The following is a 14,125-nucleotide window of genomic DNA, read 5'->3' as shown; positions in this document are numbered from 1 at the left end:
CCTTTAGGCGGTACAAAAAATTATTCGTTCATCTTTTTGGTTTCCGGATAGTCGGTTACTTTTTGAATATCCTTACAAATATCTTTTAATGCCGGATATATTTTTTTATAAACCGAAAAAAGTCCGTCATATAATTCTCTGTGCTCCCGACCCGGAATAAATTCTTTTTCGTAAACAACCATTTGTTTTGCAGCTTCCCCTATGGAAGAGTACGCTCCGATTCCCGCTGCGGTAATAACTGCAACGCCTAAAGAAGAAGCTTCCGTAATTTTACATCGCACCAAACTTCTATTTAAAATATCCGAAGTAATTTGACAAATTGCATCGCTTTGAGAGGCTCCTCCCGAAGCTGCAACCTTTTCACATTTAAACTTGCCTTTTGCTTCAATTATTTCCAAACCTTCCCGCAAAGAATATGCCAAGCCTTCGATGATGGCACGATATAAATCGCCCCTGCCGTGAACATCGCCGAAGCCTATTATACTGCCCTTTGCATATTTATCGAAAATACTTGCACCCCAATAAGGCTGAAGCATTAAACCTCTACCGCCTGCCGGAGCCTCGTCCAAAAGTTTATCCAAAACGGTTTCGGGGATTACGCCCAACTCTTCCGCACGTCTACATTCTTCCTTGCCTAATTCCTCTTTAAACCAGCTTATCATCCAATAACCGCGGAACACTTCCAATTCCGAAAGCCAAGTGCCGGGTATAACGCCGCAATAAGCGGGGAAAAGTTTTTTATATTCAAAATATTTGTCCGCGCAAACTTCTATTGTAGCCATTGTGCCGAAACTTAAAGCAGCAACGGAAGAATCCGTAACTCCCGCTCCTATGGTTTCGCAAGCCTTATCGCTTCCGCAGGCAATAAGAGGCAAACCCTCAGGTAAACCCAATTCTTCCGAAGCCGCCTTTGTAAGAAGGCCGATAAGAGTTCCGCTTTCCACTATTTTGTTCCGTTTTTCTTTTTCCAACGGAATTAAAAGCTGTTCAATCGAAGGTTTTTCAGCCCAATCCCGTTTTTTGTTTACAAAGGGAACATATCCTATCATTGAAGCCGCAGCATCGCACACCTCGCCCGTAAGTTTATAAATAAACCAACCTGAAAGAAAAAGCACTTTCCAAGTTTTATTCCAAATTTCAGGCTCCTGCTCGCGTATCCAATTTATTTTGGCACTGGATTGAACCGTAACTATCGCATCGTATAAACCTGCCGCATGGAAAACCGCACGCATAAGTCCGTTAGGGTGAAACGGTCCGCGGGCGGTTCTATTGTCGAGCCAAACAATTGCAGAACGCAATACTTCTCCGTCTTTATCGATTAAGACTGTAGTTGCCCTCATTGTTGTAACACCCATACCGCAAAGATTCTTAAAAGCTTCCGTATTTTCTTTTTTTAATAAACCGATTGCATTTTTAAGGGCATTCCAATAAACACTTACCTCCTGTTCCGCCCAGCCCGGTTTGGGAGTAGTATGAGGCTTATAAGGAATACGGGAAGAAGCTAAAAGGTTGCCGCTTAAATCGAAAATCATTGCGCGTAAACTTTGCGTTCCGCAGTCTACAGTTAAAACCGTTTTCATAAAATACCTCCTTCGGAGCTTCCGGTTTCGGAACTTCCGTCTAAAGAATTCAAGACTATACCGGAAATATCATAAGACCCGGTTGCAATTAAATCGGTTCCGCTCGCACAAAAATCCTTTACGATAACGTCCCCGGCTTTACACGAAGATAATACTGTAACGGAGCGAATATGCCGCATATATTCGGGAAAAGATTTTAAAGGAACGGGGCCGCTCAGTTTTACCGACAGTCTTTTGTTTCCGCCTGCAATACATGCAACCGTTGTTGTAAGCATTCGCATAGGGCAAACGGCTTCCTGCTTTCCGTAAGTTTCTCCCTTGGGGCACTTATTTCCCGTAACGGTAATTTCGTTTAAATTTTGTTTTTCGGAATTTTCAATCCGAACCGTTAACCCGCATCCTCGCGGACAAGCCGTACACGTAAAGTTTTTTATTTGCATTAGGCACTTCCTCTTTTAAAGAGCTTATTTTTTTTATTATTAAAATAAACAATGCTCTTGTCAAGGGTTTATAATATAATACTTTAAGTCTTGTCTTTAAGTGTTAAAAAAACTTCTCATAAATCTTTAAATAGAAAAACGCTTTTGCCTCAAAGCGGACACGAAAAACAGTAAAGCGACATAAACCGCTCAAAAATGTCAAAATAGGCAGGTTTTAAAGTACTTACTTGCAGTGCTTAAGAGCATAAAAATGACCGTCTATACACATAATGACCGCTTTAAGGTATTAAAGAAAATATAAATTACCTTGACAAATCATCGGCATTTTGCTAAAATAGACATAATGAAGAAAATTATAATGCAAGCAGCAAGCAGCAAGCAGCAAGCAGCAAGCAGCAAGCAGCAAGCAGCAAGCAGCAAGCAGCAAGCAGCAAGCAGCAAGCAGCAAGCAGCAAGCAAATTATGAAAATATAAATTCCTTTGTCAATCCCCACGGCACTTTTCCGAGTTTTTTTGCATTTGCTTTCTTTTTTATATTAATTTATTTTTCGCAACCGCTTTTTTCTTTCAAAATAATTTCTAAAAATTATACGCTCTATCATTTCCTGATAGACCCGCTTGTTTATAATCATCACAATAATAAAGATACTCAATTCCGTATTTACACTTTTGCCGTACCGTTTTGTTTGCCGTTTCATGGCTGTATACGGCGGGCGGAAGTGAGTAAATATAAAGATTTTTTTTAAGGAGGTATCTATGTCACAGATACTAAACAGAGGAAAGGAGCTGATACGAATCAACCCCAAAGATGCAAAGAAACTTGAATACTCGACAAATGCCGGGCGTTCATGGAGTACTCGTTATTCAGGTAGTTCTACGCAAGGTACATTTCAGGATTTAACCGACAATGGAAAAGAAATCCTTGCAACTACCGAAAAAGGTTTGTTCTACTCTATAAATGACGGCAGAAGCTGGAGTAGGCGTAACTAAACAGTTTTGCGGCGGGGAAATCCGCCGCATGTTGAGCAAATGCAATACATAAAAATTGAAATTCGCACAAATCATTTTTAATGGTTGCGAAAAATAAATCTATTATAATCTATTATAATTAAAGAAAATAAGAGGAGAAAGAACTATGAAAAGAAGATATTGGTTACATCGAATTTCATATTTAGAAAATATCAGTTATCCGATGTTGGAAAACGGATTATTATCTATCGGGTTTTCCGATTTTTGTAATACCGAATTTTTGAATAAGGTATCGGAAAATGATTGGGATTTTTTTGAAGAGGAATTTCAAAAACGCTGGGAGTTTTTGCCGAAAAACAGGTATAACCTTTGGAGGTTTGTCGCTGAAATGGATAAGGGTAATTGGGTTATTGTACCTTCATTGAAGAGCTTTTCCGTTTATGAAATAACCGATGCATACGCATTTTTAGCTTCGGATAAAACGCTTACATTGCCTGCAACTGATTGGAATGGTATACCAATCCTTCGTGATAAAAAAACAGGGCTGTTAAAATTAAAGAATAAAGACGATTCCATCGATTTAGGTTTTATACGAAAAGTAAAACCTATCTGTAAAGATATTCCGCGTAAAGAATATGCCGATGCAGGATTAACTGCTCGGATGAAAATACGCAGTACAAACGCAGATATCTGTGACTTAGCGGAAAGCATTACGCACGCAATTAAAAACTTCAAAATCAATAAACCGATAAACTTAAAGTCGGAAATTTTTAATAAATCAATACCCGTCTGTAAAGATGTTATTAAAAAATACTTAAATCCGGATAAGTTTGAACAACTTATTAAAAAATACTTTGAAACTCTCGGTGCAAGTAGTGTTATAATTCCTGCAAAAAATCCCAGTGAAAAAAAAGGATGTGAGGATGTTGATATTGTCGCATATTTTGATAAGATTTCAACTGCTGTAAATATTCAAGCAAAATTTCACGATGGAGAAACCTCAGACTGGGCTGTTCAACAAATAAGTGAATTTGCAAAAACACAAAAATACAATAATGATGAATATTCAAATCAATATTGGGTTATTTCAATGGCAGACAGTTTTTCTGAAAAATGTCAAAAACTAGCAATCGAAAACAAAGTAAAATTAATTAATGCCGATCAATTTATCGAAATGTTGCTTAATATGGGTATTCAAAATTTAGATGTTTTATAGACATTACATGCAAAAACTAAAATAACTATCGCGAAACATTTTTGAAATACCGGTGGCTCTCATAGCACATCAGCAAGGCTTTGCCTGAAAACGAACGCGTGTATCGTATTCGTACCGCGCTTCCTTATGTGATATGGCATAAAATTAAAACTTAAAAATTATCTTACGGATGGAATAATATGATAGATAGAAAAGCACAAACAAAACAAAAAGGCATTAAAGGTTTTTTATATTGGTATCTTGAAAGTGAATATAATGCAAAACAAATTTACAGCGATATTGTTATTTTGGTTATTGTTTTACTTTCCGTAACGCTGACATGTTTTGAATTGTATCATCAAGATAAAAATTTACCGGCATGGATATTTCAACTTGACAATGTCTTAACTGTTTTTTTCATTATCGAATATGCCGTGAGGTTTTACATTGCAACCGATTTTATATCCGATATAAAAAAGACAGGATTTTTCTCTGCACTGTTCAATAAACTTGAATGGGTTTTTTCACCGTCGGCATTATTGGATTTAATTGCATTGCTGCCGCTTATCCGTTTTTTACGCGTACTCAAAGCTTTCCGCTTTTTGCGGTTTGTAAAGTTGCTGCGCTTTTTACGCATTCTGAAATTGCGGAAATTTTTTTCACATATTTCATTACTTGTGCGGAGTCTAAAAGAATCATATTTTTCATTTTTAGTTTTATTCGCCGCAACATTTGTAATCGTTATTTTAAATTCAATCGGTTTATTTTTAGCCGAAAGCTCAAATTCAGGCGGACAATCATTATTTCCGCACATTGTGTATACCTTAAAACTTATCGGCTTTACCGACGATAAACCGGCAACAATAACCGGAAAAATATTTGCATCATTGACGCTGTTTGCCAATATAGCATTTATCGGTTTTTTCATTTCAATCATATCATCAAAGATGGGGGAAATTATGGAAAATATAAAAAAAGGAAAATTAGGGTCGTTAGATATTAAAGACCATATCGTGTTATGCGGTTACACCAATTCTTCAAAAAAAGTAATTGAAGAATTATTAAGCAACAAAAAGTTTTGTTCAAAAAAAATTGTGCTTATTACGGAACAGGAAAATCCCGACATCAACGGTATTATTTATGTGAACGGCGACTATTCCGATGTTGAGGTTTTGCGTAAAGTAAATATCAAAGAAGCCGTGCTTGCCGTTGTTTTTTCCGAAAGCAAAGAAAAAGAAACTATAAAAAATGTCGATATGCGTACCGTATTAACCGTGTACAATATTGAACAGGAAAATCCGGCAGTTCACACAATTGCAGAAATAATCAACGAAAAGAATGCCGAAATCATACAGGAAAAAATAAAAGGCGACGAAATCGTTTTTAAAGAAACAATCGATGCACACTTAATCGTTAACTGCATTCGTCATCCGTATATTTCACCGATGCTCTATGATTTTTTGAATTTAGACGGTAGAATTTTACGGGAAGAAAAATTATCTTATTTCGGATTTAAAGGAGCAACAACTTTCAAAGACTTAAAACAACATCAAGTTGACTCCGATATTGTCATTATCGGTTATATTGATTCGGAAAATCATGCATATTTAGCGCCTAAGAATTCCGTCTGCATCACCCCCGAAGATAGAATAATTTATATTGATGAATCCGAGACAAAATAAAGATGGTAATTGGAGAATCCAATCTTTTGGATTCAATTCTAAAATCAATACTTTTCTTTTTGATAAAGCGGTTCGGTTTTGTTATTCGCTTATTGAAAATCATTATTTTTTAAAAGATATTTATTATAATAAAAAAAAATATCTATACATAATGTTGCAAGCTATATAAATAAAGTTATCTTAGACCAAGGATAAAAAAGTAAATTTAATTTATGGACTGAATGGTACAGGAAAAAGTACACTTTTGCAATTTTTGTATCAATCACAACATTTTCTCAATCAGCCTATATTTATTTTAAAGATTGTTTTTTAGAAAATTCCGATAATACTGAAATTTATGTTTATAACAACCAATTTAAGGAAGAAAACACCAATTATTTCAAGCAAAATCTTCAAAAATAAAATTTACTATTTGAAAAACTCCGATTCTATTTTTATTTTTTGTAGATATGTTTTTATTATTGCCATCGTATTTGTTTGCGTAATAATATTGTAATTACTATATCAATTATTACCGCCGCTTTCACAAAAGTCCGCCGAAACTATGATGAAGCTATCTTTGTCTTTATATGACCTTATTGTATCTAAATTAATAGTTTTAATATATGAATTGGAAGCGACCTTGCACCAAGAACCGGTTAAACTGTTTTTGGCTCATCAGATAGATAGTGATGACGGTGTAACATTTGATAGACGTGTTTCTATTCCTTTGCGAAATGGAGATATTCTTATTACTGCAATAAATAAAAAAGCTTGAAACTATAAAACTTTCGGAATTGGTTATCAAAAATATGGATTTTCTTTTTCCATATACACAGCTTTATAGGTTTCAACTTCTTCGAGTAAATGGGGTGGACATTGCACCCGCTTAAACAGGAGCTTTTCATAGAGGGCAATCGCTTTTAGGTTTTTAGGATTCGGGTCAACAAACACTTTTTCCGCTCCATGCTTGAAGGCTTCTTCGATTGCAAATCGTAAACCTTTTTCGCCGATACCTTTACCGCGAGCATGTTTTAGCAATTTAATATCAAGACTCGCCAAAAAATTATGTTCACCGTCAATTGAATAATAGGCTTCGCCGCAATATGTGCCGTCATCATAAATCGAGTAGTGATTGGTGCGAGGATATTCGGCTTTTATCCGCTTGTACCAACTTTTCATATCGACATCCGATTGCACGAGTCCGTCGGGAAAGCCGACAAATTGCATAACATCTCTGTCCGCCCATAATTGTTTTATATTGTTTAAATCGGATTCATCCGTTTCTTTTATTAAAATATTCAAAGTATACTCCCATAAATTTCAAAATATTCTAACCCTAATAATCTACCACATTAAATAAAAATTATCAAGAATCATTACCGCTATCATCACCTGATAGACTGAGTGTGTTATAATATAGCTGCACAAAATTATTGTAATAAGGAGTGTGTCTATGTACGGAAATATTATACGGCGTATTGAAAATGAAAGTAACTATGAATGCTTAGCGGCGGTATTATATCTTTATAATATTTGCAGCAATATTCACAATATTGCTCAGTATTCAACATTACTTGGGCTATTCAACATATTGCTCACAGTCTTTGATAACAAAGAACATGCGGAAAGAGTTGTCAATGCATTGATTGAAAAAAGCATAGCAAAAAAACAACTCCATATATTTACACCGGATGAAAACCATAAAAATCCATTTAAATATTGTGAAATACTGAAAAACAATTTCAAAGAAGATGAAAAAATATATAAGCAAACATATTTTGATTTGAATACCCAATTGGATATAAATATTGCACGATGTACATTTGTTGACAATTCATATTTTGCAAAAATAATAGCATGTACATTCTTTAGCGATGGTGTAAATATTGAAAAATCAACAAGTGAATTAGCGGTAAACCTTTTGAAAAATAATTCAAGTATAAATCTACTTTTGTACGGAAGTCCCGGTGCCGGCAAAACCGAATTTGCAAAAACTCTTGCCGTTCAAACCGGATTACAAATTTTCAGTTTTAAAAATGAAATGGAAAATAATGAAGAAAATGTTTTACGGCAGTTAAATTGTCTTCTTTCAATTGAAAAAAAAAGATTCTATTATTATTGTCGATGAAGCGGAAACAGGACGATTTCTGCAAAATCATAGGATATAAATTGCATATTTTCGGTTGTACTTAGTCGTTGCGATAAACTCATCGAGAATTTTCGTCTTTTGTTTCTTGCCCTGCCGTACAGTACCGTTTTAGGTTAGATTTTTACATGATGAACAGCTTTTTTTTCGGTTAGATTTAACGTGAGGAAATTCGGTATCTTGTCATTAAAAGAAAATTGTGTTATACTAATTTTATTATGGAAAAAGAATATATAATTCCATACGAAAAATATTCTCAAAACTCATGCAGGCTACTTGACAAGAACGAGTCTGCCTTCATAATAGCTCGACACTCGACACTCGACACTCGACACTCGACACTCGACACTCGACACTCGACACTCGACACTCGACACTCGACACTCGACACTCGACACTCGACACTCGACATGTAAGCTCTAACAAAAATACAACATTATCACATTATCACGCGCAAACCGGCATAATTTCGGCTTGTGCGTTTTTTTATATCTTACTCAGGTTATGCCGCCGTAAAGACAGCAAGGCTGAAAAGAATTCGGAAGGTTTTATAAACTCTTCCTAAATTCCGGTACGCTTTGCAAACTGAGCGGCGGAACACCGACTCAATTCTTTGCGGTTACATATAAAATTATTTTAAGGGGAGGATTACAATGAAAAAAAGTAATTCATGCAAAATGAAAATAACCGCTTTAAAATCGGACAAGCGGCTTTTCAGCAGGACGGCAGTATTTAAGTTTGCCGTATCGTTATTGTACACAGGTCTTTCAAGAGGCTTTTTTAAGGAGGGGAAGTAGATGGTTTCTTTGAAGAAAATATTGGCACCGCAGACAATCTTGCATAAACTAATGACATTCGGTATTGCATTGCTTGTAATACTTTTGGCCGCCTTTTTCACACCCGGAAAAGAAGGTTTAAGTGCAAGTGTAGGAACATTGGTCATCGTATTTATTCTTTATTATACGCTGGTCAGCCGAAGAATTTTGGAAACTCTGATTTTAGGCACTTTTTTCAGTATAGCCTTGCTTAAAGGCAGGGGATTTGTGCAGGGGTTTATTGACCAACTCTTCGCAACAATGGCAAATGCGGATTTTGCATGGATTGTACTTATGTGCTGTTTTTTGAATGTTTTCAGTAAGCTGCTGGGTAAAGCCGGTTCTATGCATGCAATTGCACGCTTGATTCGACGTATGATAAAAAAACCTAAAGATTTAAATCTTGCTTCATGGCTGATGCAGTTTCCGCTTTTTTTTGACGATTATATGACAATCGCCGTAGGCGGGAATATTATGGCTCCTATGTATGATGAAATGAAAATGCCTAGAGAGGACGGCGCGTTTATAATCCACACATTAGCGGAGCCTATGAGAGTTTTGTTTCCCATTACTTCATGGGCAGCATTTTTAGGAGGTCTTTATGTATCAGGCGGCATGAATGCGGACGGTACGGGAATGACGGCCTTTTTTAAATCTATTCCTTTCCAGTTTTATCCGATTATTGCCGTACTGGGTACATTGCTTTTTGCACTAGGGAAGCTGCCCAAATTCGGAACGATAAAAAGTCCGGATAAGAGTTTATATGCACAATTGGAGACTGAAGAAGATGAGTCCGGTAAAAAACACGGAACGTTACCGGATTTCTTTTTACCGCTTATCGGTATGATGGCTGCATCATTTTTCTTCAATTTTGATATTGTTCCTGCAATGATGGTTGTGCTTCCCGCAACTGCGGCATATTACCTTATTCGCGGAATTATCGGCTCGGAAGATATTGAAGTCTGCTTAGTAGAAGGTTTTGCAGATTTTATGAATCTGATTTTACTTTTCTGTCTTTCATATATGCTGAATGCGGTATTGTCGGACATGGGTTATGTAGACTATTTGACCGGATTGGTTAGCCGTTTTGTAAGTCCCAATCTTTTACCCTTTATTGTCTTTACTGTGTTCTGTCTTTCCGAGTGGATTATGTCATTGAACTGGAGTCTTTTGCTGATAGCATTCCCAATAATTTTACCGGCGGCAATTTCGGTAGGAGCTAATCCGTATCTTACAGGTGCGGCAATGATTTCTGCCGGTTGTTTCGGATGCAATATGTGTTACATTTGTGATTACACGATGTTGACCTCGTCCGTTTTCGGATTAAAAGCGGATAGACATGCATCGACATGTGTACCTTATTCTGTAGGATTTGCCGTTATTTCCGCCCTGTTATTCCTTTTGGCAGGATTCATATTTTAGCATAAGGGAGATTCGATAAGCAGTTCGGCAGAAATTCAGCCTCACTGTTTATCTTCGAGTTTTGTGCTTTGCACAAAACATCGTTTATTGTATGCAGCTTTGCAATTTGCAAAATTGCATACAAAATTTTTTTTTCACAAATTGATATTTGCTGTAAAAAGTTTTATAGGAGAAAATAATGTTAACTGTAGAAAAAACAACATATACTTTTTCCAAAAATGCTGAGCCTGTAGCACATGTAAAGCCTATGGATATATTGGAATTTATAACTGTAGATTGTTTTGGAAATCAGATAAAAAAAGAAACGGATTTGGCTGAAGTCATAGATTGGAAACGCGTTAATCCTGCAACCGGGCCTGTATTTGTAGAAGGAGCGGAAAAAGGCGATGTACTTGCGGTCGATATTTTAGATATTACTGTTAATGAAGCGGGTGCTGTATGTACAATCCCCGACTGCGGACCTTTTATAGAAAAGAGCGAATTGCGCACTCATATTATTCAGGTCAAGGACGGATATGTACACTTTAAAGATATGAAGTGGCCCATCAAACCTATGATAGGTGTAATAGGCTGTGCTCATGATGAACGAGATATTCCGACAGGACATGTATATAACCATGGCGGTAATATGGATAGTGCCATTATAACAAAAGGGGTTACGGTCTGGTTTCCTGTTAGGGTTAAGGGAGCTCTTTTGGCTCTCGGTGATCTTCATGCAACTATGGGTGATGGCGAGGTTATCGGAAACGGTATTGAAATAGGCGGTCGTGTTGTTGTGCGTGTGCGCCTGTTAAAAAACTTTGAACTGAATTGGCCTATAACGGAAACCGAAACTGATTTCTTTGTCAATACTTGCGGAGCTACATGCGATGAAGCAATTGAAGCGGGTTACCGCGAAATGCATCGCTTGATATCCAATGCTTACGGCTGGGATTATACGGACGCAGGTATGTATATGACGATGAGAGGATTCCTATCTGCTAATCAGGCTTGCTTAACCGATGAGGCGGGAGGAAATACCTTCCGTATCGGTACGCCGAAACATGCGGGAAAAAAAAGACTAATCGGATAAAAACTTTATAGATAGCATAGAGCGGTATTTTAATTGTCCCTATAAATTCATCAACCGCAGATTTTATCAAAGCCTTACGGCTTTGTTCTGTAAGGAAATTTTTCATCGTATCCGCTAAAACGGACAGCGAATCAAAACTCGGGCAGCGTTTTTATGCAATGCTATCTGCATTGCATAAAATAAGCCTTAGATTATCGTATGCAAAACAGAAAGCAAACCGTCTTAAGCGGCAATCAATCCATTGCTCAAATGGATTTTCTTATCGAGGCATTATTCTCATGATTAAAACAGGGAGTGAATATAGAACATTTAATGATGCACTGAAATATCGTACCTCATTAAATATGTAGAGTTTTGATGCATATTCTCATTACATTACGAACATGCTAAAATCCTCAAACCTTGCGAACTGATGTTCGCTTGTTTGCCTTTCGTATATTCATAAAGAAATCAAAGCGAAATGATATCCTAGTTGCACAAGGCTTCCTGAAAAACTTGAATGCAGCGTGCCGACAATAAACCGCGATATTGAATTTTTGCGGGATAGATTTAATGCTCCTATTGAATATAGTGCATTAAAAAAAGGATACCGCTACACAAGAGAGTATGATATACCGCTTAATACACTCTCTACAGAAAGTCTTCCGTACAGAAACAGGCAATCGGTTAATGCAGCCGAAACCAGATGCCCCTTCCATTCCGCTTGACTACTTTTTCACTTGTTGTTGATATTTATGTAATTTTTACTTGACAACTCAACTAAGGCATGTTACACTAAAAATATCTTAGCGGTATTCGTATCGAAATTAAAATTCCGCTCCCATAAATCAAAGAAGGAGTTTCTTTGATTAAAAATTCAGCAGAACCAATTGTTATACCATATAGATTATATCTATAGGGTATATAGGAAAAAATTGTATGAAAAAACATTTATTTACTGCATTTTTTATTTTTATGTTCTTTGTTTTATTTGCTTCGGAAGTAATTGAAATCCCTTTTTATTATGATAACGAAAAAAAATCTATCTTTGTTTATGCGGAAATTGCAGGTAAAAAAGGGTATTTTTTATTTGATACCGGAACATTTGCATCTTTGATTTTTGATAAAAAAGAAAATTATAATAATTTTAAAGTTGTTGCTGAAAATTACAGTTTAATAATCGGCGGTGTGCAAGATTCCGTATCGGTATATTCCATTGATGATGTTGTACTTGCAGGTAATACTCTTAAAATAAATTCTTACTTTATGGTATCGGATAATCCGAATATGGGAAAGGATTATATCGGCATAATAGGGTTGAATGTTTTTAAAGATAAAATATTTGAAATATCTATGACCGATTCGGTTATAAGAATTTATGATAAAAAGCCTGATGAATATAATGATTTTTTACCTATCCAAAACTATTCATCAGTTGAATTAAAAATATTTATTCCGATTATAATTGACGGTAAGACCTATAATGCATTTGTTGATACCGGAGCCTCATACGGCGGATGTATACTTTTATCCCCGACTGCTCATAACATTAAAAAATCAAAACAGTTTAAAATAAAAACACTTTCGGGATATGATAGTTTTATAGTTGAAACCGGGACTGTTGAGGTGATGGGGATAAAATTTAAAAATGAAGATTTTACTACTCACTCTATTGGTTTATCTGAAGATATAATCGGAATGGAATTTTTAGCATTATTCGATATGCTGTTTGATTTACGCAATGAAAAAAAAGCCGTGTTTTATTATAAACCGCGTTATCCTTATGAATATTTTAATTTTTTTATAGGAAGCTCAGGCTTAGAAAATATAGGAATATATCATCTTGATATTTTCGACCAAAACCGCCTTATTGTAACTTCGCTTATAGAAAATTCTCCTGCATGGGAAGCAGGACTTAGACCGGGTACTATAATTACTAGGTTAAATTCAAAAGAGGTGTCGGAATACAATATAGAGGGAATAAAAATATTGATAGGCGGGAGCAGTAACTTAAAAATAACCTATATTGACGGCAACGGTAAAGAAAAAACGGTGCAAATAACACCGGAGAAGTTGCTTTAAAACGAATGCGTTTAATCACCCAATTAGACGGCACCGATTGCGGAGCGGCTTGTCTTGCTATGGTTGCTTCGAACTACAAAGCAAAATACTCTGTAACATCAATTCGTGAAATTGCCGGAACCGATACTCACGGTACAAATCTTGCGGAGCGGCTTGTAAAAGCGGGTAAGGTTATGGACTTTTCTGTACAAGTTTTAAAAGGAGATAAGGAAGCCCTATTTTTTTGTTTGCCATTTAATTTAACCGCGAAGGACGCAAAGGAATTTTAAAGGGAGTTTTTATAACCAAGTCTTCAATTAACCTTTGCGGTCTTGGAGTTCTCTAAAATAAATAAATAAAAATTGCAAATTTCTAAAATAAACACTTGACAAATAAATAAAGTATGCTATACTTAATATAATACTAAATTTAAGTTTAGGTGTAGGAGCCTAAACAAAAGAGTTTTTATGAGATTTATTGAGCAATGGGTTTCAGCCTGCGTCTGAAACAGAGATGGTAATGGTTGATGACGGATGTCCTTGTCCTTTTTGTCCTGGAAAAGATTCTGATGGAGGTACGCCGCTTCCTGTGCCGCCTAGAAATGATGCTGGAGACGATGATTCTGGAAAAAGTTTGAATGATCGAATAGGTATACCTGGATTTAAAAATCCTCCTCGAAAGCGTATTAGATTTCCCTTTATTGATGGAGGTATAGGAATTTCAATTGATATAGATTGAAATTCCAAATAATTAAAAATATTTTATTGTGCCGTATGTGTCTT

General features: G+C 36.0%; 16 protein-coding genes. 13 read left to right on the top strand and 3 right to left on the bottom strand.

From position 1 onward, the window contains the following. Positions 1 to 20: 20 nt before the first annotated feature. A complete protein-coding gene (locus DYQ05_RS04845) occupies positions 21 to 1,580 on the bottom strand; it encodes an FGGY-family carbohydrate kinase (RefSeq protein WP_206183945.1) in 1,560 nt (519 codons plus the stop codon). Next, positions 1,577 to 2,020, bottom strand: coding sequence for a DUF1667 domain-containing protein (locus DYQ05_RS04840; protein ID WP_024470045.1), 444 nt, complete (start codon positions 2,018 to 2,020; stop codon positions 1,577 to 1,579). Before DYQ05_RS04840 ends, DYQ05_RS04845 begins: the two co-directional genes overlap by 4 nt. A gap of 343 nt (positions 2,021 to 2,363) precedes the next feature. Between DYQ05_RS04840 and DYQ05_RS14310 the strand changes: the two genes are divergently transcribed. The 5 genes from DYQ05_RS14310 (at position 2,364) to DYQ05_RS04820 (ending at position 6,623) form a co-directional block, all read left to right on the top strand. Then, entirely contained in the window at positions 2,364 to 2,486 is a 123-nt protein-coding gene (locus DYQ05_RS14310) for a hypothetical protein (RefSeq protein WP_275450408.1), read from the top strand. Positions 2,487 to 2,776: 290 nt separating this feature from the next. Beyond that, the gene (locus DYQ05_RS04835; protein WP_024465550.1) at positions 2,777 to 3,010 is read left to right on the top strand and encodes a beta propeller repeat protein; all 234 of its coding nucleotides are present in this window, start codon (positions 2,777 to 2,779) and stop codon (positions 3,008 to 3,010) included. A gap of 145 nt (positions 3,011 to 3,155) precedes the next feature. Next, on the top strand, positions 3,156 to 4,205 hold the full coding sequence (locus DYQ05_RS04830; protein ID WP_024465551.1) for a restriction endonuclease: 1,050 nt from the start codon (positions 3,156 to 3,158) through the stop codon (positions 4,203 to 4,205). Between the two features lie 179 nt (positions 4,206 to 4,384). Further along, positions 4,385 to 5,866, top strand: a complete 1,482-nt coding sequence (locus DYQ05_RS04825) for an ion transporter (RefSeq protein ID WP_206183944.1) — start codon at positions 4,385 to 4,387, stop codon at positions 5,864 to 5,866. A gap of 544 nt (positions 5,867 to 6,410) precedes the next feature. Continuing rightward, on the top strand, positions 6,411 to 6,623 hold the full coding sequence (locus tag DYQ05_RS04820) for a hypothetical protein (protein ID WP_029410730.1): 213 nt from the start codon (positions 6,411 to 6,413) through the stop codon (positions 6,621 to 6,623). A 26-nt stretch (positions 6,624 to 6,649) separates the two neighbouring features. Here DYQ05_RS04820 and DYQ05_RS04815 read toward each other — a convergent pair whose 3' ends face one another. Further along, positions 6,650 to 7,150, bottom strand: a complete 501-nt coding sequence (locus DYQ05_RS04815) for a GNAT family N-acetyltransferase (protein WP_206183943.1) — start codon at positions 7,148 to 7,150, stop codon at positions 6,650 to 6,652. Positions 7,151 to 7,301: 151 nt separating this feature from the next. On the opposite strand from DYQ05_RS04815, the gene DYQ05_RS04810 reads away from it, so the two are divergent. The 8 genes from DYQ05_RS04810 to DYQ05_RS04775 all read left to right on the top strand — a co-directional run bounded on the left by DYQ05_RS04810 (position 7,302) and on the right by DYQ05_RS04775 (position 14,081). Further along, positions 7,302 to 7,976 carry an ATP-binding protein gene (locus DYQ05_RS04810; RefSeq protein WP_206183942.1) on the top strand — a complete coding sequence of 225 codons (675 nt, stop codon included), beginning with the start codon at positions 7,302 to 7,304 and terminating at the stop codon, positions 7,974 to 7,976. 671 nt (positions 7,977 to 8,647) lie between these two features. Next, on the top strand, positions 8,648 to 8,791 hold the full coding sequence (locus DYQ05_RS04805) for a hypothetical protein (RefSeq protein WP_192814693.1): 144 nt from the start codon (positions 8,648 to 8,650) through the stop codon (positions 8,789 to 8,791). Further along, a complete protein-coding gene (locus DYQ05_RS04800; protein WP_206183941.1) occupies positions 8,792 to 10,231 on the top strand; it encodes a Na+/H+ antiporter NhaC family protein in 1,440 nt (479 codons plus the stop codon). Between the two features lie 178 nt (positions 10,232 to 10,409). Then, positions 10,410 to 11,303 carry an acetamidase/formamidase family protein gene (locus tag DYQ05_RS04795; protein WP_206183940.1) on the top strand — a complete coding sequence of 298 codons (894 nt, stop codon included), beginning with the start codon at positions 10,410 to 10,412 and terminating at the stop codon, positions 11,301 to 11,303. Between the two features lie 506 nt (positions 11,304 to 11,809). Continuing rightward, positions 11,810 to 12,010 carry a hypothetical protein gene (locus tag DYQ05_RS04790; RefSeq protein ID WP_252723523.1) on the top strand — a complete coding sequence of 67 codons (201 nt, stop codon included), beginning with the start codon at positions 11,810 to 11,812 and terminating at the stop codon, positions 12,008 to 12,010. Between the two features lie 211 nt (positions 12,011 to 12,221). Then, positions 12,222 to 13,364 (top strand): PDZ domain-containing protein, encoded by a 1,143-nt coding sequence (locus tag DYQ05_RS04785; RefSeq protein ID WP_206183939.1) that lies wholly within the window; start codon positions 12,222 to 12,224, stop codon positions 13,362 to 13,364. Between the two features lie 5 nt (positions 13,365 to 13,369). Beyond that, the gene (locus DYQ05_RS04780; RefSeq protein ID WP_206183938.1) at positions 13,370 to 13,633 is read left to right on the top strand and encodes a cysteine peptidase family C39 domain-containing protein; all 264 of its coding nucleotides are present in this window, start codon (positions 13,370 to 13,372) and stop codon (positions 13,631 to 13,633) included. A gap of 229 nt (positions 13,634 to 13,862) precedes the next feature. Beyond that, the gene (locus DYQ05_RS04775; protein WP_206183937.1) at positions 13,863 to 14,081 is read left to right on the top strand and encodes a hypothetical protein; all 219 of its coding nucleotides are present in this window, start codon (positions 13,863 to 13,865) and stop codon (positions 14,079 to 14,081) included. Positions 14,082 to 14,125: the final 44 nt, after the last annotated feature.

Source organism: Treponema pedis (genome assembly GCF_017161325.1).
Taxonomy (GTDB): domain Bacteria; phylum Spirochaetota; class Spirochaetia; order Treponematales; family Treponemataceae; genus Treponema_B; species Treponema_B pedis.
The sequence above is the reverse complement of the archived record's forward strand: the minus strand, read 5'-3'. Positions and strand labels throughout refer to the sequence as shown.